Consider the following 19,725-nt stretch of genomic DNA (forward strand, 5'->3'; position numbering starts at 1 on the left):
GTAGTTTCCCGCGGGTAAACGCTCTCGTTAACCAAGTTTTTGCGGTTGAGGCGGCAGAAGCGGTGCATGAGTCGCTCTGCCCTGGTCGCCGCGCTGGCGCTGCTGTTCGCTGCCCAACCCGCATCGGCTGGGGATCGCCGATGGGGCGGCAAGCTCCTCCTGACCAACGGCGTCACCAGCGTCGAGGGCGCGGCGGGTGGCGGGCTGGCCACCTGGGCGGTAATCGCGGGCAACGAAACCCGCGACGGCGTCGGCGGCAAGGTGAACGCCACGTTGGTGGCGCTCCCCGACTTCGATCTCGAGAGCTTCGGCGCGGCGATCGGCGTCAACGATCGGCTGGAGCTGTCTTACACGCACCAGAGCTTCGACACGCGCGCCGCTGGCGCCGCGCTCGGGCTCGGGCGTGGCTTCACCTTCCAGCAGGACATCTACGGCGCCAAGCTGCGCGTGATCGGCGACGCGGTGTGGGATCAGGACAGCTGGCTGCCGCAGATCGCGGTCGGCGTGCAGCACAAGCGCGCGAACCGTGGCGCGATCATCCGCGCGGTCGGCGGCCGGCACGATCGCGGCACCGACTTCTACGTCGCCGCGACCAAGGTCTTGCTGTCGCGCAGCCTTGTGCTGAACGCGACGGTTCGCGCGACCAAGGCGAATCAGTTCGGCCTGCTCGGCTTCGGCGGCGATCGCCACGATCACTACCGGCCTCAGTTTGAGGGATCGGCCGGCATCATGCTCTCGCCACGCTTCGTGCTTGGCGCCGAGGCGCGCACCAAGCCGAGCAACCTTAATTTCGCATGCGAGCAGACGGCGGTCGACGCGTTCGCCGCCTGGGCGCTCGCGCGGAACGTGTCGCTCACCGCCGCCTATGTCGATCTCGGTGACATCGCCACCGTCCGCCGCCAGCGCGGCGCCTTTCTATCAATCCAAGGTTCGTTATGACATGCTGATCGCCGCCGTCCTGCTGCTCCAGGCGACCGTTGCCACTCCGCCGCCGGGCGAGGAGCCCATCGCGCCCTACATGCAGGCCGACGCCAACGCCGGCGCCAAGCCTTTCGCGAACGACCAGCTGTGGCAGGCGTTCCACGGCAGCGCGGGCGTGTCGCGGATCGTCAACGATCTCGTCGCGCGCAACCAGAAGGATCCACGAATCAGCGACATCTTTCGTAACCAGGACATGGTGCGCCTTCGCCGGACGCTAAAGGAGCAGTTCTGCTACATCCTTGGCGGCGGCTGCACCTACACCGGGCGCGACATGAAGACGGCGCACAAGGACATGGGCATTCAGCAGGCCGACATGGTCGCGCTGGTCGAAAACTTGCAGGCCGCGATGCGCGCCGAGCACGTGGTGTTCGCGGCGCAGAACCGCTTCCTGGCAAAGCTCGCCCCGATGCACCGCGATGTCGTCGAGCGCTGAACTGCGATTTCGCTGTTACATGGATCATATTAAGGCTCGGCTGAACAAACGGTAGCTTTTGAGCAAAGGCGGCTTCGCCTACAGCGACTGGTTGTGGGTCGTAGGAACCCTTTTGCTTTTTCTCGAACAAGGCTCCTTCGTGGGTCAGGCTGCCTTGGCAAAGTGTTAGCACACGCTACGCTCATCCAGGGACAGGGGGCGAAGTACAATGTTTGAGATAGTGGCAACCGTCTCGCCGAAGGTCGGCTTCGCCTCACACCAGAACGCGGTGCCGTTGCTCCGCGAGATCGCGGTGGTCGCGCGGGGAGCGGCGCCCACGGAGGGGCTCCAACTCCGCCTCATCGCCGATCCGCCGTTTGTGCAGCCCAAGACCTGGCGCATTGAGCGGGTAGCAGGCGGCGACACGATCCAGATCCCGGACCGCGTCGTCGAGCTGAACGCGACCTATTTGTCTGAGCTGACGGAGCGCGTGACCGGCACGGTGATCCTGAGCCTGAAAAGTGCTGATGGGGTCGAGCTCGCCAGGTCTTCGCACCCGGTTGAGCTGCTCGCCCACAATGAATGGGGCGGCATAGTCGCGATGGCCGAGCTGCTCCCGGCTTTCGTGATGCCCAACGACCCGGCAGTCGACCGCGTGCTGAAAGACGCATCGGAGGTCCTGCGGCGAGCCGGCAAGCCGCACAGCATCGACGGATACGTCAACGGCAGCCGCGAGCGCGTCTGGGAAATCGCGTCCGCGATCTGGTCGGCCGTTGTCGGTCTCAGATTGTCCTATTGCGTGCCGCCGGCTAGCTTTGAGCAGGTCGGGCAGAAGGTGCGGACGCCGGGCGCGGTGCTCGATGGTGGTCTCGCTACCTGCCTCGACACAGCATTGCTGTTCGCGGCCGCGCTGGAGCAGGGAGGCCTCAATCCACTGTTGGTGATGACCGAAGGCCACGCATTTGTGGGCGTGTGGCTCCAGCCGGTCGAGTTCGCGCACCTGATCACCGACGAGGCAGCCGCGATCCGGCGCAGGTTCGACATCGATGACTTGGTGCTCATCGAGACGACGCTGGCTACGCACAGCCCGCCGGCGAGCTTCAGCCAGGCGATGGCGGCGGCCCGGCGCCAGGTTGACGAGGGCTCCGAGGCCGCGTTCCAGATGGCCATCGACGTGCGGCGTGCGCGCATCCAGAAGATCCGCCCCCTCGCAGTTTCCACCGGCGTAAGTCCTAGGCCAGCGGGCGACGCGCCATCGGTCGTCGAGGCCTTGGAGGCCGCACCCGCGCTGCCGGCGTTCGACGTCGAAGTCGAGGTCGCCCCCGACTGCCCCGGGGACCGCATTCGGCAGTGGCAGCGCAAGCTCCTCAACCTGACGACCAGCAACAGGCTGCTGCACCTTCCGGACGGAGCGAAGGTGCTGAAGCTGCTCTGCCCCGATCCCGGCGCGCTCGAGGATCTGCTCGCCTCGGGCAGGAAGGTGCGCATCGCCCCGATGCCGGACCTGTCGGTCGGTGGCCGTGACGAGAGGCTCTACGAGCAGCAGACGCAGGAGAGCCTGCGCGCAGAGGTCGCCAAGGCCGCCCTTGCGCGTGGCGAGGCGCTCGCGCCGCTTGCCAAGGACAAGCTGGACCCGCTCGTCATCGAGCTGTTCCGCAAAGCCAGGACCGACATGGAGGAGGGTGGCGCCAACACCCTCTATCTCGCGCTGGGCTTTCTCAAGTGGAAGAAGGCGGCAGGTGAGGAGCGGACTTACCGTGCGCCCCTAATACTCCTGCCCGTGCGCCTGGATCGAAAGAGCGCGTTGTCGGGCGTCGTAATGACGGCCCACGAGGACGAGCCTCGCTTCAACCTCACCCTGCTCGAGCTCCTTCGCCAGGACTTTGAGCTCGCCATACCAGGCCTGGAAGGCGAGCTGCCAAAGGACGACAGCGGCATCGACGTGGCGGGGATCTGGCGCACGGTGCGCGGGGCCGTGCGCGATATGGCAGGGTTCGAGGTCGTCCCCGACGTAGCGCTCGGTACGTTCTCTTTTGCAAAATACCTGATGTGGAAGGACCTGGTCGACCGTGCGGAGCGGCTCCGAGAAAGTCCGCTGGTCCGCCACCTCATCGACCGCGACGGCAAGGCCTTCGCGGATCGGGATCCGTTCCCCCGACCCGAGGATCTGGACCGCATCGTCGACCCGGCTTCCATCTACACGCCGCTGCCGGCGGACAGCTCGCAGCTCGCGGCCGTTGTAGCCTCGGCTCAGGGGCGCGACTTCGTCCTCGACGGTCCGCCGGGCACAGGCAAGTCACAAACCATAGCGAACATGATCGCACACAATCTGGCGCTCGGCCGACGGGTGCTGTTCGTGGCGGAGAAGAAGGCCGCGCTCGACGTCGTGCAGCGACGGCTGGCAGATAATGGGCTAGGTCCGTTCTGCCTGGAGCTCCACTCCGCCAAGGCGACGAAGGCCGCGGTGCTCAGCCAGCTCGACCGGGCGTGGAGCACGCGCGAGGCTCTCTCGGCCCAGGAGTGGGAGCGGGAGGCCGGCGACGCCAAGGGGCTCAGGGACGAACTCAATGACCTTGTCCGCCTGCTGCATGATCGACACGCGAATGGTTGGACCATCCACCGGGCGATCGGTCGCAGCGTGCGCGATGGGTGCCCGACGACACCCGCGTTCGACTTCCCGCCCGGGCCCGGCCACGACGCGGCCGAGATGAAGCGCCTGCGCGACGTTGCGCGGCGACTCGGCATCGCCCGACGCGAGGTCGCCGGGCTTCCGGCAGACTTTGAGGGCGTCGCCTGCTCCGAGTGGACGAACGGATGGCAGCGGGAGATCGTCGCAAGCGCCGCGGCGATGCCCGCGCTGATCGAGGCGGTGGAGCGCGCGCGCGATGGGGTTGCCACCGCTGCGGGTCTGCCGCTGAGGCTGGGAACTCGGGAGGAGCTTCGGCGTGCGGCTTCGCTGCTCCGCGCCGTCCTCGAGTGTCACGGGCGCGACATGCGCTTCGCCTTCGCTCCGGATATGGCTGAGAAGGTGGCGGCGGCGCGGGAGGGATGCGCCTTGATCGACGCCTATCGCGAGGAGGAGGCAGCGCTCTCGTCCCGCTATGCGCCCGAGGCTGCCCGCCGCGTCGACATCCCCGCGCTGCAGGCCGCCTGGAACGAGGCTGAGGGCAGGTTCTGGTTCCTCGCCACGCTCGCGAGGCGGCGTGTCGCCCGCTCTCTTGGAGTTGCCGGCGGTGCGCTAGGAATGGTCGATCCGGCGGCCGACCTGCCGCGGCTGGATCGTCTCCAGGCACTGCTCGGGCGGATCGATGGCCTCTCCACGCGCGCCGCGGGCGTACCGGGATGGGCGGGGCTGGCGACCGATGCCGCGGAGGTGGAGGACGCCGTCGCAAGGGCGAACCGACTGCGCGCCGCGATCGCCGGCGAGGCTGACGGTCCTGACGCGATGATCGCGCTCCGGACCGCGGTCTCCCGTCTAATCGTTGACGCCAACGATATGCTCTCCGGCTTTAGCCCAATCGCCAGCGCCCTTCAAAAAATGGAGGACGCGCTGCGGTCCCTCGACGAAGGGGCGGCAAGGTTTGACGAGCTCTCCCGGGCCGTTCCGGGGGCAGAACTCGACGTTCTGCGCGGCCGCGCCGGCGCGGTCCGCGACAACCAGAGCAGGCTTAACGCTTGGGCGAACTGGCGACGGGTCAGGGACGAGGCGGTCGCCGCCTGCCTCATGCCGCTGATTGCAGCGCTCGAGGCCGGAGCAGTTGGACCGGCTGAGACGGTCGCCGCCTTCGAAACCGGATACGCATCCTGGTTCGCAGCCAGCCGCATCGACGCCGAGCCGCTGCTTACCCGCTTCATGGTCGGTGAGCAGGAGGACCGCTTGGCCCGCTTCAGAGAAGTGGACGAGCGCATGGGGGAGCTCGCCTCGCGCTACATTCGGGCGCGGCTCTGCGGCACCATACCGGACAAGGGGGAGGCAACGGGGCGCGAAGGCTACGGCGTGCTGAAGCACCAGCTGCAGCTGCAGCGCCCGAGCAAGCCGATACGCCAGCTCGCCTCCGACATGGGCGACGCGTTCACTCGGCTGGCTCCCTGCATGCTGATGAGCCCGCTCTCGATCGCGCAGTACCTGCCTGCCGATCAGGCCCTGTTCGACCTCGTCATCTTCGACGAGGCGTCGCAGATTACGCCTTGGGACGCGATCGGCGCCATGGCGCGTGGTCGGCAGGTGGTGATCGCTGGCGATCCCCGGCAGATGCCGCCGAGCAACGACTTCCAGCGCGGCGTCGGCTCCGTTATCACGGACGGCGACGTCGAGCCGGACCTGGACAGCATCCTTGACGAGTGCCTCGGCGCGGGTGTCCCGCAGCACAGCCTCGACTGGCACTATCGCAGCCGCCACGAAAGCTTGATCACCTTCTCCAACCATCGCTACTACGACGGCAAGCTCGTAACCTTTCCCGCGCCGGTCACGCGGGCGAGTGCCGTCTCCTGGCAGCGCGTGCCGGGCGTCTGGGCCAGGGGTGCGGAGAAGACCAACGCGATCGAGGCCGCCGCCATCGTGGACGATGCCGTGCGACGCCTGCGCGACTCCGCCTTCGTCGACGGATCGGGTCGGTCGCTCACGCTCGCAATCATCACCATGAACGCCGAGCAGATGAAGCTCATCGAGGATCTGCTCGACAGGGCGCGGCGCGCCCACCCTGAGATCGAGCCCCACTTCGACACTGAGCAGCGGTTGGAGCCGGTCGTTGTGCGCAATTTGGAGACCGCGCAGGGCGACGAGCGCGACGTTGTGCTGCTGGGCATCTCCTTCGGTCCGACCGAGCCCGGCGGCCGGACCATGTCGATGAACTTCGGCAAGCTGAATGCACAGGGTGGCTGGCGCCGCCTCAATGTCGCGATTACCCGCGCGCGCCAGGAGATGAAGGTCTTCACCTCATTCGACCCGGGGATGATCGACCTCACGCGCACCAGCCAGCGCGCGATCGCAGACCTAAAGCACTTCGTCGAGTTCGCTGAGCGAGGGCCCAGGGCGCTCGCCGAGGCGACCCGCGGGTCGATGGGAGGGGCGGACTCGCCGTTCGAGGAGGCCGTCGCCTGGGAACTCCAGCGTCGAGGGTGGACCGTCGTCACCCAAGTGGGCGTGTCTCGGTTCCGGATTGATCTTGGCGTGGTGCACCCTGATCGCCCCGGTGACTATCTTGCCGGTGTCGAATGCGACGGAGCCACCTACCACAGCGCGGCGACCGCTAGGGATCGAGATCGGGTTCGCGGCGCAATTCTGGAGGGTCTTGGCTGGCGGCTTCTGCGGGTTTGGTCGACGGATTGGTGGATCGACAAGGCGCGCGCGGCAGACCGCATTCACGTGGCGCTGAGTGGCATGCTGGCGAGTGACCGCGCGGCTGCCGAGGAGAACGGCGGAACTCAGGAGGCGTTCGAGTCGGTGCCGGAGGCTGTCGAGCCGATCGTCAGCCCCGAGAGCCCTGATAAGGCAGTCGTCGATCCGGACGACCGCAACGGCGAGCGCGGCGGCGTCGAAGAGGCTGCCCGCAGCGGCGCCGATCCCGGGCCATTGCGTGCGGAGCCGCTATACGGGCACGCGTCGCCTGCAGAGGTGCCCAGCGTGGGAGGCGCCGTGCCGGTGTTCGCCAAGTACTGCCGGACCGTCTTCGGCGATCTTGCCGCGAGCATCGACCCTGCAACGTTCTACGATCCGGGATACAGTGGCGTGCTGCGGCAGCTCGTCGCGCGTGTGCTCGAGAAAGAGGCACCCGTTTCGGAGACCATGCTAGTCCAGCGCATCGCCAGGGCTCACCGTTTTCAGAGATCCGGGCGTCTGATCCGCAACCGCGTCATGATGGTGGTGGAGCACGGGCACCATGTCAGCGAGGAGGATGACGCCTGCTTCGTCTGGCAGTCCGCGGATGAGCGGCTGGCATGGCACGTAGCCCGCGAGCCCACGACCGAGGACGACATCCGGCAGATTGAGGACATCGCGATCGAGGAGCTACGCGCTGCCCGCCGCTTAGGCGATCCGGTGGAGATCGCGCGCTTCTTCGGAGTGAGGCGCCTCTCCTCGGCGGCGAGGGAGCGAATTGTCCGGGCTACATCCTAGCACGATCTAACAAATAGCAGACCGTTGTCACTCGTCCTTCTCGGGGCGACGAACCCTGCAATCCTGAACAAGCGTCCGCTTCTGGGAAGCTCCCGAACCGCTTTTGACGGCCACTTCTGGGTCTGCTCGGAATTTGTTCGCCATCACGCTTATCTGACTTCAGCCGACATCACTCCAGCAAGCGCGCATACTCCTGCTCGGGCAAGCCGTAAGTATCACCTGCCAACGCCATCAACTTGGCTCGGTCAACAACCAGCACCTTGGCACGTACAGCACGTATTGCCTGCTCCTCTTCAAGGCGATGAAGAGCATCAGTGACGCTGCTGCGCCGCACGCCAAGCATCAACCGAAATTCCTCGTGCGTCATGCAAATTTCATCGGCTCGCACGCGGTCGTGGTACAATAAAATCCAGCGTGCCATGCGGCGCTCGATCGAATGCGCCAGCGAGGATACGATCGTGCGACCCATCTGTAACATGAATACGTGCGTGAAACGGAGCAGCGTCGTGCGCAAGGTTGCACTCTGTTCGATTGCCGCCAGCAGCTTGTCCGCCGGGATGCGCAGCGCGCGTCCGGCTTCAGCGCGCATGGTGACATCGTAGGGGGAGCGGTCGTCACCCATCAACAACGGCCAGCCGACAAACCCCTCGGCGCCGAGCAGCCCGACCGCGTAGCGCCGGTCGTTGTCGAGTGAGTCCAGCACACCGGCTATTCCCTGCTCGAAGAAACACAAACTCTCGATCGGCGCTCCGGCACGGGTAATGTAGTCGCCGACCGCGAAAGATACCGGTTCCAGATAGGGGCTGATCATCGCCGCGTCATCGCGGCTCAGGGCCGCGAGCAAGCGGTTACCGCGCGTTTGGATGAGGGGCGAGACATCGCCGCTGATAGGTACGATCGTTGCCACTGCCTCTCCTGCGCTCACCCAGACTTGGAACGGTTTCGTACAGAAACGTTGTGACGGGCTCCATTGTTCAGGGGCGGGATAACAGGAGGAACGTATGCGCTCGATCTCGAAACTGCCTCTGGCACGCGGCGTCGCCGCCGCCGCGCTGCTCACGGCTTCCGCCGGCGTAGTCGCGCAATCGCCACGCTCGGTCAGCGCTCCGCCACCTCCGCCGCCGCCCGCGACCAGCACACAGCCGCCGAAGGCCGCACCCGACATGCAGATGGTGCTCGATACCCTGGCGGGTCTCGGCGGCAAACCGATCGAGACGCTGACCCCGGCGGAGGCACGGATGCAGCCGTCGGCGGCGGACGGCGCAAAGGCGGCAATGGCGAAGAAGGGCATGTCGACCGCGCCCGACGCCTCGGTCACGACGCAGGATGTGCCTTACGGCAGCGACCCGAAGCAGTTCGCGCGCATCTACAAGCCCGCAAACGCGCCCGCAGGTGGCACGCCAATGCCGGTCGTGGTCTATTATCACGGCGGTGGCTGGGTGATCGCCGATGTCGCGACTTATGATGCGGCACCACGCGCGATGTCGAAGGCACTGAACGCAATCGTTGTGTCGGTCGAATACCGCCATGCACCCGAATTCAAGTTCCCAGCACAGCACGAAGATGCGGCCGCTGCCTATCGCTGGACACTGGCGAACGCGGCGAGTTGGGGCGGCGACCCGATGAAGATCGCGGTGGCAGGCGAAAGTGCTGGCGGCAATCTGGCGGTCGCGACTGCTATCTACGCGCGCGACAATGGCCTGACCGCTCCGCGCCACGTCGTCTCGGTTTATCCGATCGCCAATAGCAGCATGACGCTGCCATCGCGCATAGACTCGGCAAACGCCAAGCCGCTCAACGCCGCGATGCTCAAGTGGTTCGGGTATTACTATCAGAGCAGCGCCGCCGACGCGCAGGACCCACGCCTGAACCTGGTGTCGGCCAATTTGCGCGGCCTCCCGCCCACCACAATCATCAACGCGCAGATCGATCCGCTGCGCTCGGATGGTGAGACGCTGGCAGCCGCGATGCGCAAGGCGGGCGACAAGGTCGAGCAAAAGACTTTCCCCGGCGTCACGCACGAGTTCTTTGGCATGGCGAAGGTCGTTCACGGCGCGAAGGAAGCGAACGATCTCGCGGTCGCGCGGCTGAAGGCGGCATTCGCCGCTCCCACGGCACGTCGCTGAACGTCACGGCGGCGGCATCGCGCCGCCGCCAATTCTTTTCGAGAGGACCCATCATCATGGCTCAAGCACCTGTTCGCTACTCGCCAGACATCGAGGACGTGAAGTCCGACGAGGAGGAGACGATCGCGAAGCTGAACGAGACGTTCGACACTATCCTCGAAAAGACCGCCGAGGATTACGGCCACGCGGTCCGATCGGTGCACGCCAAGGCGCACGGGTTCCTCGAAGGCACGCTCACCATCCACGGCGACCTTCCAGCTGAGCTCGCGCAGGGCATGTTTGCGACGCCGGGTGACCACAATATCGTGATGCGGTTCTCGACCAACGCGGGCGACATCCTGCCCGACACGATCAGCCTGCCGCGCGGCCTTGCGTTGAAGGTGATGGATGTCGAAGGCGATCGCTTGCCGGGTGCTGACGGACACACGCAAGACTTCGTGATGGTCAACGGCCCGGTCTTTCAGAACAAGACCGCCGATCAGTTCCTCAGCAACCTTAAGCTGCTGGCCGGCACGACCGACAGGCTGGAAGGCACCAAGGAGGCGATGTCGAAGGTGCTGCGTGGCGTGAACACCGTCCTGAGCGCAGTCGGGATCGAGAGCCCCAAGGTGCAGACGCTCGGCGGCGCGCCCAACACCGATCCGCTGGGCGAGACATATTTCAGCGTCACGCCATTCCGTTACGGTGACTATGTCGCGAAGTTTGCGGTCTTTCCTGTATCCAAGGACCTAACCGACCAGACAGACACGACAGTCGATGCCAGCACGCGCCCGGATGCGTTGCGCGACGTGATCCGGACGGAAACTCAGGTGCTCGACATGGAATGGGAGTTGCACGTCCAGCTGTGTCGCGACCTAAAGAAGCAGCCGATCGAGGATCCCACCACTGAATGGAAGCAGGAAGAAGCGCCGTTCCAGAGAGTCGCAACCATCCGCGCGGCCAAGCAGGACAGCCTGAGCGATGACAAGTTCCAGCACATCAACGAGGAGATGCGCTTCTCTATCTGGACGGGCCTCGCCGCGCACCAGCCACTCGGCAACATCAATCGTGCGCGCAATGAAACCTATCGTCATTCTGCGAACTTTCGTGCTCGCGTGAACGGTTGCCCTTTTCACGAACCGGTCGGCGCAGAAGCGTAAGACGAGCAATCATCAAAGATGGGAGCGGGTGCAATGACCTACCTACGCTACAGCGACGACATCGAGACGCGCGAACCGGACGAGCAGGAAAGCATCGACGGCATCATCAAGGGTATGACTCAGGAGAGTCAGACGGTGGAGAAGCGTGATGGTCACGCTGTCCGCGCCAGTCACGCCAAGAGCACTGCTTGTGTAACTGGCACGCTGACGATCGCCGCCGATCTGCCGCCCGAGCTCGCGCAAGGGTTGTTCGCCAATCCCGGTACCTTCGACGTTGCCGTCCGCTTCGCGCAAGGGCCGGGAGAGAAGCTCGGCGACCGCGTGTCGACGCACCGCGGCATGTCGATCAAGGTCTTCGGCGTCGAGGGCGAGAAGCTGCCCGGTCATGATGCGCCGACGCAGGACTTCGTGCTGGCAAGCGGCACGACGTTTCCGGCGGGCACCGCCGCGGGGTTCCTGTCTCAGGCCAAGAAGATCGGCGTGACCGTGCCGATGCCCGAAGGCGTGAAGAGCGCGGCGGCATCGATAGCGCGCAATATCAACAAGGTGCTGAACGCGGTCGGCGCTGGCCCGAGCCCGACGCTCGACTTCTACGGTCACCCATTTAGCCATCCGCTCGCCGAGTCCTACTTCAGCCAGTGTCCGATCCGCTTCGGCGACCATGTGGCGAAGATCGGCACATTCCCGGTCGCGCCGGAGCAGCAGACTCTGACCGACTGGCGGCTCGATCCGCACGAGGACGAGGACGGCTTTCGTCACGCCGCGGTCAGTTACTTCGGCGGCAGTGACGCAGTGTTCGAATTGCGTGCGCAGCTGTGGACCGACGCCGACACGCAGCCGATTGAGGATACATCGGTCGACTGGCAGACGAACGAGAGCGCGTATCGCACAGTCGCGACGATCAGATTACCCCGGCAAGCGGCATATGGTCCCGAGCGCGTGCGTTATTTCGACGAGGTGATGACCTTCCGTCCGGCACACAGCCTGGCGGTGCATCGTCCTTTGGGCGGCGTGATGCGCGCGCGGATGCAGGTCTACCGGGCGCTCAGCGACTTCCGCCACCGCGAAAACGGTATTGCGGCGGCGAATACCGGCAGTGTGGACGACATTCCGGCCTAAACCCGCCTCTGCATGGATCACGCTCAACCGATGCTTCCATCACGCCCGTTGCACCCAATTCGATCTCTCGCGTTTCACGATCAACCAGCGCGCACCATGCGCAGTTTGGCACTGGAGACAATCATGCGCTCGAAGACCCGCTTTCTCGCCTCTCTCGCGCTTGCCAGCACGCTGCTCGGCGCCGGCACAATCACCTATGCGCAAGCGAGTGCGGGAGAGCTCAAGCAGGAAGCCCAGTTCGACCATCAGGCAACCGGGGTGGCAGTGACCGCTGACGGCCGGCGCTTCGTCAACTTCCCGCGTTGGACCGACGATGCGCCGATCTCGGTTGCCGAGGTGATGAAGGACGGCACGCTGCGCCCCTACCCGGACGCGAAGTGGAACAGCTGGCGCAACGCGCACAGCAGCGAACTGCCCGTCGGCGACTATTTCGTCTGCGTCCAGTCGATCGTCCCGGACGGCAAGGGCAACCTGTGGGTGGTTGATCCGGGTGCACCGGGCAACGAGAAAATCCTCGAAGGCGCACCTAAGCTGGTCAAGATCGACCTCAAGACCAATCGCGTGACAAAGGTCATCCCCGTGCCCGGCGACGTGGCGCTGCAAGGCACCTACCTCAACGACATCCGCTTCTCGCCCGATGGCAAGACAGGCTACATCACGGACAGCGGCACGCGCGGCGCGATCATCGTCGTCGACCTGGAGAGCGGCCGATCGTTCCGCGCGCTCGACGGTCATCCCTCCACGCAGATCGACAAGACCGTCAAGGTTGCGCTCGATGGCCGCCCGCTGGTCCGCCCCGACGGACGCCAGCCCGCTTTCGCCGCCGACGGTATTGCAATCTCGAACGATGGTCGCACGCTCTACTGGCAGGCGCTGACGGGTAAGACGCTTTACTCGATCGACACCGCGCTGTTACGCGACGGCGTGACCGAGGCGCAGCGCGGCGCGGGTGTTCGCACCGTCGCGCAAACGCAGGTCGCCGACGGTTTGTGGATGAGCAAGGCAGGTACGCTCTACATCACCTCGCCGACCGACTATTCGATCAAGCGGCTGAACGGCAGCACGGTGCAGAACGTGCTAACCGACCGGCGTCTGCGCTGGCCCGACACCTTCTCGGAAGGGCGTGACGGGCGCATCTACGTTACCGCCAGCCACATCCAGGACACCAACTGGTTCAAGCCCGCCGCCCCACCGTCGATCCGCACCGAGCTCTTTTCGTTCGCCGGTGCTCGCTGACATGACCGACAGCAACACCAAACGCTGGGCCGGCGCGCTCGCGGGAGGGCTCGTCGCCGGGCTCGGCATCACGGCGCTACTGATGTCAGGCGAGCGCAAGTCGGGCGAGCCGTCCGAACTGGCGAAGCTGGAACGCGCAGCGGCGGACAAACTCGGGCTCGACACGCCGCCTGCCGACCAGCTGCCGTCCGCAGGCGAACAGACGGTCATCCAAGGTGGACATCTGATTCTTGGGCTACTTGCCGCCGCGGCCTACGCCGCATCAACCGACGAGGACACGCCAGTCGTCGCGGGAGGGCTGGCATTTGGCGCGGCCTTCTATGTGGCGATGCACTGGTTGGTCGGGCCTGCGCTTGGAGTAAAGCAGCCCGAGTGGCGCGCCGATCGCGCGACGTTGGCCATGCACACGATCAATCATCTAGTCTTCGGACTTACCACCGCCGCAACGTCGCGGGCCGCCCAGCATGCATGATACGGAGCTAGCGACAATTGCTGGCAGCCCACTAAGCGGTATCTTTGCCAAAGGACAGCCTGAAGACGTTGATGCGCCATAGCAATCGCGGCGCATGACAGCAGGTGTATATTTGGCTGCGTGCACAGGCTTATAACGCGTTTGAAAGACTGATCGATCGGGTGGCAGCACCGACCTATTCTGCGAGCAAGGCAGCCATCCACTCCTACACTGTTTCGCTACGGACGCAGTTGGCGGGCAAGGTCGAAGTGATCGAGCTGACGCCGCCCGGCGTGCAGACCGACCTGACGCCGGGACAGGCGACCCGACCAGGTTACATGCCGCTCGATGCTTTTGCCGACGCTGTCGCTAAACAATTCGTTCAGCAACCGACGCCGTCTGAAATCTTAGTCGATGAAGTGCAGCTTCTACGTCAGGCCGAACGAGAAGGCCGCTTCGACGAGACGTTGAAGACGCTCACAGAGCGCGCCGCCAAGCAGCGCGAGGAGGGCGATCGAAGAAGCTGACTTCGGTTGTATACGCAGATTTGGATCCGCTTACGCCAACGGCGCTCCCGCCTACCGTCTCTGCCAGATCGGTTATGCACAAGAGCTCTAACGATGAGGGGCCGCAAACCCCAAGCACCATTAAGCTGTCCGCTTGGATCCCGCAATCTGCCTATGATCCCGCCTCTTTTTGAAAGCTAGTCGGGGCAAAGCAGTGGCGGTGATCCACAGCTTGGTTGCCCATATTTCAGGACGTGCCGAGCCTCACAGGCGTCTGCGCGACGCCTTCTCCTGTTTCAGCTGTTCGTATGGCCGCAATCAACGCCTCAGCGTCGTAAGGCTTGGACAGGACCACACAATTCGCTTCGTTTGCCACGGCAGCAGGATCGCCGGTCGCAAACACGACCACGGCGTCGGGGCGAAGGTCACGCGCCCTGTCGGCCAGTTCACGCCCCGAAGCTCCCGGCAAATTAAGGTCGGTAACCAAAACATCCACCGGTGCCGTCTGCAAGGCCATGAGCGCTTCTTCAGCGCTCGATGCTTCTACCACAACGAAGCCGGCCGCTTCGAGCATCTCACCGGTCGTCACTCGGATAAGATCGTCGTCCTCGACCAAGAGCGCCGTCTGCCGGATGGTGGAGGACGGAGCGATGGGCGCCGAGCACGTCGAAATCAGCTCAGGCTTCGCTGACCCCTCCGTTATCACTTGCCTGCGCTGCTGCTGATTGGCGACCACATGGCGGAATTTTCGGGCCAGCGCGTCGCGCGTGTAAGGCTTGGATAGCAGTTCCACTCCCCGATCGAGCTTTCCGCCGTGCACGATCGAGTTTTCGGTATAGCCGCTGGTGAACAGCACGGCCAGGTCGGGCAGACGCTCTCGTGCCTTGCGCGCCAGTTCCGGGCTCTTGAGCTTACCCGGCATCACCACGTCGGTGAAAAGAATATCGATGGGGATGCCGCTCTCGATCACCGCCAGCGCGCTTGTCGCTTCCGGTGCCTTCAGAACGCGGTAGCCGAGATCGGTCAGCATTTCGACGACGGTTGCACGAACCTCTTCGTCGTCCTCCACGACCAGCACGGTTTCCGTGCCGCCGGTGATCGGACCCGTATCGTTGACCACCTCGAGGTCCTCAGCCTCGGTTGCTCGCGGCAGATACAGCCGGAGGGTCGTGCCTTCGCCGACCTCCGAATAGATGTTCACGTGGCCGCCGGACTGCTTGACGAAGCCGTAGACCATCGAGAGGCCAAGGCCCGAGCCCTTACCCTCCGCCTTGGTCGAGAAGAAGGGCTCGAATACCTTGGCAATGATCTCGGGCGACATGCCGGAACCGGTGTCGCTCACTGCAAGCATGACGTACTGCCCTGGCGTAACTTCCTCGTGGAGGCGTGCGTATGCGTCATCGAGATGCGCGTTCGCCAACTCGATCGTCAGCTTGCCACGCCCCTCCATCGCGTCGCGCGCGTTGATCGCAAGATTGAGCAACGCATTCTCGATCTGTGCAGGATCGATGAAGGTGTTCCAGAGACCACCCGAGAAGATGGTTTCGATTTCAATCGCCTCGCCGATCGCTCGGCGTAGCATGTCGTCCATGCCTTGAACGAAGCGGGTGACGTTGACGACCTTGGGTTCGAGCGCCTGACGCCGCCCGAATGCGAGCAATTGAGCAGCGAGTTTCGCGCCGCGCGTGACACCGGACATTGCGTTGTTGACGCGCTTCTCGGCCCGCTCGTTTCCGGCCACGTCCTGCATGAGCAGCTGGAGATTGCCGCCGACGACCTGAAGCAGATTGTTGAAGTCGTGGGCGACGCCGCCCGTCAGCTTACCGACCGTCTCCATTTTCTGCGCTTGCGCGAGCTTGACCTCTGCCTGGCGGCGCTCCGCAATCTCGTCTATGACGCGGCTCTCTAGTGTCTCATTCAGCTGGCGGAGCTGATCCTCCGCACGCTCGCGATGCCGCACCTGCCGCGACAAGCTGTCGGCGTGCTCGCGCAGGCTTGCCTCCGCGGCGCGCTGGTGGGTGATGTCGGTGTGGACACCAACCCACTCGCTGATCTCGCCGACACCGTCGAGAATGGGCAAGGCTCGAATGGCAAAGGTCCGCCACTCGCCATCGTGACGGCACACACGGTGCTCGTGCACGAACATGCTGCGCGTCGCCACGGCCTGGTTCCAGGCAATGACCGACGCAGCCGCGTCGTCAGGGTGAACGGCAGATGCCCAGCCAAAGCCCTGGTACTGATCCTGAGTTTGCCCGGTCAGCAGGCTCCAGCCCGGCTGTTCGCCGACCATCCTTCCATCGGCGCTGTTAGTCCACAGCACACCGTGCACGGCCTCCATCGCGGTGCGGAAACGATCGTTGCTCGCCTTGATCTCCCGCTCGCGCTCGACGCGGTCACTAACGTCGATCCCGAGGATGTAGACTCCTAGCGTTTTACCGTCTTCGGTGGTGTGCGGGATATAACGGAGCTCGGTCTGACGTGGACCGAGGTCACGGTGGTGGAGCACAGTTTCGGCGACGAGCGGACTGCCGCTCAATGCCAGCTCGAGGTCTGACGCTCGCGAGCGATAAGTTTCCTCGCCGAGCACGTCGCGCACGTGCCTGCCGATCATCGCTTCGAGAGCGATGCCGAACCACGCTTCGTAGTCGGCATTAGCGAATCGGTAGACGTGATCGCGGTCTACGTACGACACCAGCATCGGCACAGCGTCTGAAATGCGGCGCAGCTCGGCCTCGCTGGCCGACAGCTTCCGCTCGATTGCGATCCGTGCACTGTTGTCGATGATGGTGCAGAGCACACCGCCTGGAGCACCGCCCGAGTCATAGACGGGTGTATAGAATAGTCCCAGCATGAGGGTCTGGGGACCTGCGGGACGTTGGAAAACGATCGGCTGATCGAGATAGGACTTGGTTTCTCCCGTGAGGACAGCGGCAAGTACCGGACGGTTCCAGTCCCACACTTCCGGGAACGCCTCTGCTACGGGCGTGCCAAGCGCCAACGGGTGACGATCGCCTGCGATCTCGCGATAGGCATCGTTGTAGAACATGATGTGGTCCGGTCCCCACATCAGCACCTTGGCCACTGGCGAGTTGACCAGGTTAGAGACGGTTGTCCGAAGCTCTGGCGACCAACCTTCCGGCGCACCAAGTGGTGTTCGGCTCCAATCCCGATTGCGGATGAGGGAGCCGCACTCGCCACCGGCGACCGGCCAATCGGGGATCATCGATCGGGAAGCTGGCGCCTGACCATCGCGCAACGAGCGCAGCCCTGCTCGCACGACCTCGCTGACGTTGGCGTAATCACCGGAGGCCAGACTGTTCGATATAAAGGTCTTCAGCTCGGGCGTGAGTGACACGTTGCAGGAGAGGCGCGTAGTCATGGTCGCCACCTGGCACAAACCCGCAATGTGTCAATAGATGGCAAAATTTCTCAATTAGATCAGATGAACGAGTGACCGGAGTTGGAGGGTAGGCGACCGACACTGAACGGCCGCACTTGGGTCTTAGCGTAGCTAAGGTTCGACAAGAAAAGCTAAGGGTCGCACGCAGCTCGGCTCTCGTTAGAGCGCCATAGCTGCCTCCGGCGTGGCGTGAAGGCGTTCGATGTCCGTGCGGGGAGGCGCGCCAAAAAGACGCCTATATTCACGGTTGAATTGCGACGGGCTCTCGTAGCCAACGGCAAAGCCTGCCGCGCTCGCCGTAGCGCCCTGCGCTAGCATCAATCGCCTTGCCTCCTGCAACCGCAACTGCTTCTGGAATTCCAACGGCGTCATGCGCGTGATCGCCTTGAAGTGCGCGTGGAGCGATGACGGGCTCATGCCCGCCTCGGCGGCAACGTCGTCGATGCGGATCGGCGCATCGAAACGATGACGGATGGTGGCAATCGCGCGGCTGACCTGATTAAGGTGGCTGCCGGTGGTCGCGACGTGTCGGAGCATCGGGCCGTGCGGACCGGTGAGCAGTCGATACAGGATCTCGCGCTCGATGAGCGGTGCGAGCGGGCGGATCGTTTCGGGCCGTTCTAGCAGCGCAACCAGCCGGCACGCGGCGTCGACCAGATCCGGATCGCTGGGGTAAACGCCGAGCACGGGCAAGTCTGTCCGAGGCATGGCGCCACCCTCACTGACCATGAGATCAGCCAGCATCGCGCGATCGAGATCGACCTTGCAGCAGAGATAAGGTCGCTCTGGGCTCGCATCGAGGACATGGCCGACCAGGGGCAGGTCAACCGAGACGAGAAGATAATGGGCGGCGTCATAGACGACGCTGTGTTCCCCGATCGACACACACTTCGACCCCTGGGCGATCAGGCAAATCGAGGCCTCGTAGACCGCGGGCGTGGGGGTGCTCGGCGCGTCGGCGCGGATCAGCGAAACATGCGGTATCGCCGTAGTGCAGATACCGGTGCCCACGATGTGCCGATCGATGACGGTGGCGAGTTCCGCGATCCGGTTCATGCCGACCTTTCTTTCCCAATCGAAGGGCAGGGGCAAGCACTCGGCCTCGATCTTGGAGGATCGTGCAAGCCATTCGGACGATCGCTCTACCGCACGCCACGGGCATTGGACCATCTGTCTGCCGTCACCGCAACGAAAGGATCGCATCATGGCAGGAAGCATCAACAAGGTCGTCCTCATCACCGGTGCCTCGAGCGGGATCGGCGAGGCAACCGCGCGCGAACTCGCGAAAGCCGGTGCCCGGCTGTTCATCGGCGCGCGCCGCGGAGAGCGGTTAAGGGCGCTGGCGGAGCAATTGGGAGGAACCGTTGCCTGGCGCGAACTCGACGTCACCGACGGCGCCGACTTCGACGCGTTCGTCGAGGCTGCCGAAGCGCGGTTCGGGCGCATCGACGTGCTGATCAACAACGCTGGCGTCATGCCGCTCTCACCGCTGGCTGCGGTCAAGCGTGACGAGTGGAAGAGGATGATCGACGTCAACATTCACGGCGTCCTGAACGGCATCGCAGCGGTGCTGCCGCGGTTCTTGGCGCAAGGCAGCGGGCACGTCGTCAACGTCGCCTCGGTCGCCGCGCACATGGTGGTGCCGACTGCCGCCGTTTATTGCGGCACCAAACATGCGGTGCGCGCGATCACCGAGGGGTTGCGGCAGGAGCATGATGAGATCCGCTCGACGCTGATCTCGCCGGGCGTGGTCGCGACCGAGCTGGGGCACGACATCACCGATCCCGACGTCGCATCGGCGCTGACCGGATGGCGCAAGAAGTCGCTGACTCCAGACGCCATCGCGGGAGCCGTCCGCTACGCGCTCGAACAGCCCGAGGGCGTTGACATCAACGAGGTGATCATCCGACCCACGGCCGCGGACATGTGAGCGCTTGGGCGTGCTGGTGCTGTAGCCGACGCGCCCAAACCCTTAGTTCTTTCCGATGAACGAGCGGCAGCTATGAGGCACCTAGAAGAGAGGCTGATTTGACGGCTTCTGGGTCGTCGCGGCTGGCCGATTGCGCATAATGCGGTGAACGAGGTGTCCGGCAGCAGCGCGCTAAACGCGGAACGGCCGCTTGCGCGGCAAGGCTGGTCGAAACCGATCGATGGGATACCTAGGGACGACGTCCTGCGATCCATCGCGCCGATAACCTCTTGGACCGCTAGCTCACAGATGCGGTGTTCGAGCGGAACGT

Annotated in this window: 13 protein-coding genes; 10 read left to right on the plus strand and 3 right to left on the minus strand. The window is 64.4% G+C overall.

Annotation, left to right across the window (positions count from 1 at the left end):
• Positions 1–66: 66 nt before the first annotated feature.
• The 3 genes from BMW51_RS00205 (at position 67) to BMW51_RS00215 (ending at position 7,508) form a co-directional block, all read left to right on the plus strand.
• A complete protein-coding gene (locus BMW51_RS00205) occupies positions 67–939 on the plus strand; it encodes a DUF3034 family protein (RefSeq protein ID WP_093002235.1) in 873 nt (290 codons plus the stop codon).
• Position 940: 1 nt separating this feature from the next.
• Positions 941–1,414 (plus strand): group I truncated hemoglobin, encoded by a 474-nt coding sequence (locus BMW51_RS00210; protein WP_218139352.1) that lies wholly within the window; start codon positions 941–943, stop codon positions 1,412–1,414.
• Positions 1,415–1,622: 208 nt separating this feature from the next.
• Positions 1,623–7,508, plus strand: a complete 5,886-nt coding sequence (locus tag BMW51_RS00215; RefSeq protein WP_093002237.1) for a DUF3320 domain-containing protein — start codon at positions 1,623–1,625, stop codon at positions 7,506–7,508.
• Between the two features lie 169 nt (positions 7,509–7,677).
• On the opposite strand, the gene BMW51_RS00220 is transcribed toward BMW51_RS00215, so the two are convergent.
• Positions 7,678–8,415: a Crp/Fnr family transcriptional regulator gene (locus BMW51_RS00220; RefSeq protein WP_093002239.1), complete on the minus strand. Its 738-nt coding sequence runs from the start codon at positions 8,413–8,415 to the stop codon at positions 7,678–7,680.
• A 94-nt stretch (positions 8,416–8,509) separates the two neighbouring features.
• Between BMW51_RS00220 and BMW51_RS00225 the strand changes: the two genes are divergently transcribed.
• The 6 genes from BMW51_RS00225 to BMW51_RS00250 all read left to right on the plus strand — a co-directional run bounded on the left by BMW51_RS00225 (position 8,510) and on the right by BMW51_RS00250 (position 14,106).
• A complete protein-coding gene (locus BMW51_RS00225; protein ID WP_093002240.1) occupies positions 8,510–9,634 on the plus strand; it encodes an alpha/beta hydrolase in 1,125 nt (374 codons plus the stop codon).
• A 56-nt stretch (positions 9,635–9,690) separates the two neighbouring features.
• Positions 9,691–10,773: a catalase family protein gene (locus tag BMW51_RS00230; protein ID WP_093002242.1), complete on the plus strand. Its 1,083-nt coding sequence runs from the start codon at positions 9,691–9,693 to the stop codon at positions 10,771–10,773.
• Positions 10,774–10,806: 33 nt separating this feature from the next.
• Positions 10,807–11,892: a catalase family protein gene (locus BMW51_RS00235; protein WP_093002243.1), complete on the plus strand. Its 1,086-nt coding sequence runs from the start codon at positions 10,807–10,809 to the stop codon at positions 11,890–11,892.
• A gap of 123 nt (positions 11,893–12,015) precedes the next feature.
• Entirely contained in the window at positions 12,016–13,128 is a 1,113-nt protein-coding gene (locus BMW51_RS00240; RefSeq protein ID WP_093003704.1) for an L-dopachrome tautomerase-related protein, read from the plus strand.
• Between the two features lies 1 nt (position 13,129).
• On the plus strand, positions 13,130–13,600 hold the full coding sequence (locus BMW51_RS00245) for a hypothetical protein (protein ID WP_093002245.1): 471 nt from the start codon (positions 13,130–13,132) through the stop codon (positions 13,598–13,600).
• Between the two features lie 104 nt (positions 13,601–13,704).
• Positions 13,705–14,106 carry an SDR family NAD(P)-dependent oxidoreductase gene (locus BMW51_RS00250; RefSeq protein WP_093002247.1) on the plus strand — a complete coding sequence of 134 codons (402 nt, stop codon included), beginning with the start codon at positions 13,705–13,707 and terminating at the stop codon, positions 14,104–14,106.
• 226 nt (positions 14,107–14,332) lie between these two features.
• Here the strand turns inward: BMW51_RS00250 and BMW51_RS00255 are convergent, their stop codons facing one another.
• On the minus strand, positions 14,333–17,464 hold the full coding sequence (locus BMW51_RS00255; protein ID WP_143051771.1) for a hybrid sensor histidine kinase/response regulator: 3,132 nt from the start codon (positions 17,462–17,464) through the stop codon (positions 14,333–14,335).
• Positions 17,465–17,644: 180 nt separating this feature from the next.
• Entirely contained in the window at positions 17,645–18,541 is an 897-nt protein-coding gene (locus BMW51_RS00260; protein ID WP_093002249.1) for an AraC family transcriptional regulator, read from the minus strand.
• Between the two features lie 148 nt (positions 18,542–18,689).
• Between BMW51_RS00260 and BMW51_RS00265 the strand changes: the two genes are divergently transcribed.
• Positions 18,690–19,415, plus strand: a complete 726-nt coding sequence (locus BMW51_RS00265; RefSeq protein WP_093002251.1) for an SDR family oxidoreductase — start codon at positions 18,690–18,692, stop codon at positions 19,413–19,415.
• Positions 19,416–19,725 lie beyond the last annotated feature (310 nt).

The sequence above is a fragment of the Sphingomonas palmae genome, assembly GCF_900109565.1.
Lineage (GTDB): Bacteria > Pseudomonadota > Alphaproteobacteria > Sphingomonadales > Sphingomonadaceae > Sphingomonas > Sphingomonas palmae.

Bases quoted from the DNA above. Each gene is read 5' to 3' on its own strand.
- BMW51_RS00235 (WP_093002243.1), top strand. From the start codon at position 10,807: ATGACCTACCTACGCTACAGCGACGACATCGAGACGCGCGAACCGGAC.
- BMW51_RS00225 (WP_093002240.1), top strand. From the start codon at position 8,510: ATGCGCTCGATCTCGAAACTGCCTCTGGCACGCGGCGTCGCCGCCGCC.
- BMW51_RS00230 (WP_093002242.1), top strand. From the start codon at position 9,691: ATGGCTCAAGCACCTGTTCGCTACTCGCCAGACATCGAGGACGTGAAG.
- BMW51_RS00245 (WP_093002245.1), top strand. From the start codon at position 13,130: ATGACCGACAGCAACACCAAACGCTGGGCCGGCGCGCTCGCGGGAGGG.
- BMW51_RS00260 (WP_093002249.1), bottom strand. From the start codon at position 18,541: ATGAACCGGATCGCGGAACTCGCCACCGTCATCGATCGGCACATCGTG.
- BMW51_RS00265 (WP_093002251.1), top strand. From the start codon at position 18,690: ATGGCAGGAAGCATCAACAAGGTCGTCCTCATCACCGGTGCCTCGAGC.
- BMW51_RS00210 (WP_218139352.1), top strand. From the start codon at position 941: ATGCTGATCGCCGCCGTCCTGCTGCTCCAGGCGACCGTTGCCACTCCG.
- BMW51_RS00240 (WP_093003704.1), top strand. From the start codon at position 12,016: ATGCGCTCGAAGACCCGCTTTCTCGCCTCTCTCGCGCTTGCCAGCACG.
- BMW51_RS00255 (WP_143051771.1), bottom strand. From the start codon at position 17,464: ATGACTACGCGCCTCTCCTGCAACGTGTCACTCACGCCCGAGCTGAAG.
- BMW51_RS00215 (WP_093002237.1), top strand. From the start codon at position 1,623: ATGTTTGAGATAGTGGCAACCGTCTCGCCGAAGGTCGGCTTCGCCTCA.
- BMW51_RS00205 (WP_093002235.1), top strand. From the start codon at position 67: ATGAGTCGCTCTGCCCTGGTCGCCGCGCTGGCGCTGCTGTTCGCTGCC.